Source organism: Photorhabdus aballayi, from assembly GCF_026153155.1.
Taxonomy (GTDB): Bacteria; Pseudomonadota; Gammaproteobacteria; order Enterobacterales; family Enterobacteriaceae; genus Photorhabdus; species Photorhabdus luminescens.
This window is the reverse complement of the sequence record NZ_JAPFCD010000137.1, coordinates 1-1,171: the sequence shown is the minus strand read 5'-3', so window position 1 is coordinate 1,171 and position 1,171 is coordinate 1. Positions and strand designations below refer to the sequence as shown.

Sequence of the window (1,171 nt, the reverse complement as noted above, 5' to 3'; positions counted from 1 at the left end):
GGCAGCTCACCGATTTCAGTAACTTCTTGCGGTTCTCGCGTCAACGTGTCGTAAGCGATTTTTCCGCGATAGTCAGGGAGTATTTCCCAGCACTTACCGTCTTTACTTCTGCAAACCGCCTTATCGTGAGAATCGGGGAGTTTGGGCGCATCTTGATAAGCACCCGCTGACAAACTGACACCGAGCATGACATACTCAATATCGGAGTTTGTGAATTCTCGTGTAATTTGATTCGAGTGATAAACCTTTATCCAGCCTGCTTGAATAGCTAATCCATCTTTACCCAATACGGCGGTTTCATGTTCTAAAGAGTATTTCTGTTCTGTCATTATGCTGCTCTCACTATGTAGTTAAATGCGATGTTGCGGGGGCGGGTTTCACGTTGAGACTCATGCTCTTGGATGATGTTATGCCAACCGCCGTTGTCTGTTCCCGTTGCTGCTGAAAATCCGGTCTCTCGATGTTTTCCATTGCGCCAATTATCGTTATTCCAGTAGCCAGCAATCGCAGATACAGGCGCTTGCCCTTCCTGCCACGACCCGCACACCCGACCCATATCAACACCACGGCTATCATCCCATCCTCGGATAAACTCGCCTCTTAGATCGGGCACTCTACCATCAGGATAAGCTTCTGCTAGCTTTGGGTATAAAGATTTATCGAATGTCTGACCGTTGCACGTCAAATAACCAACGGGGGTGTATCTGTGGGGGTATGGAATGGGTGCACCGACTGGGTGCTGCTCTGGCGGCAATATTGCACTTGAATAGACAATATCCCAGCCGATCCATGTTTTTCCAGAATTCCACGATTGCCGGATAACTACTTCTCCGTGGTGGGATTTGTATTGCTGAGAAATCACAACCCCGGAGCTCCGCACTTCTAGTATTCCAAAACCGTACACTCTGGTGGGAAAAGGAAAATCTGAAACAGTGGCTGTGTTTGGCACGTTCACAAGCACAAAACCCGATGACAAAAAATCTTGGAATTTTTTTGATTCTGTCAGCGTGTTGAGCGGATTTACACTTATTGCCCCCACATCCCCGGCACTCAAACTAATATCCCCAGTCAACGCCTTGCCATTAATTTTCCGGCTACTTGGTACGGCATTATTCGCCTTATTCACCGTCTCCACCAATCCGAGGTTTTTCACAAACGCATTTTTATCAGG

1 protein-coding gene and 1 pseudogene are annotated in these 1,171 nt (G+C 47.5%); both read right to left on the bottom strand.

Annotation, left to right across the window (positions count from 1 at the left end; translation table 11 throughout):
- Positions 1-329 (bottom strand): annotated as a pseudogene (locus OO184_RS24910) (tail fiber assembly protein); the annotation flags it as partial.
- The coding region (locus tag OO184_RS24905) for a phage tail protein (protein WP_312023719.1) at positions 329-1,171 on the bottom strand (843 nt) is incomplete at its 5' end. The gene OO184_RS24905 and the pseudogene OO184_RS24910, both read right to left, overlap by 1 nt.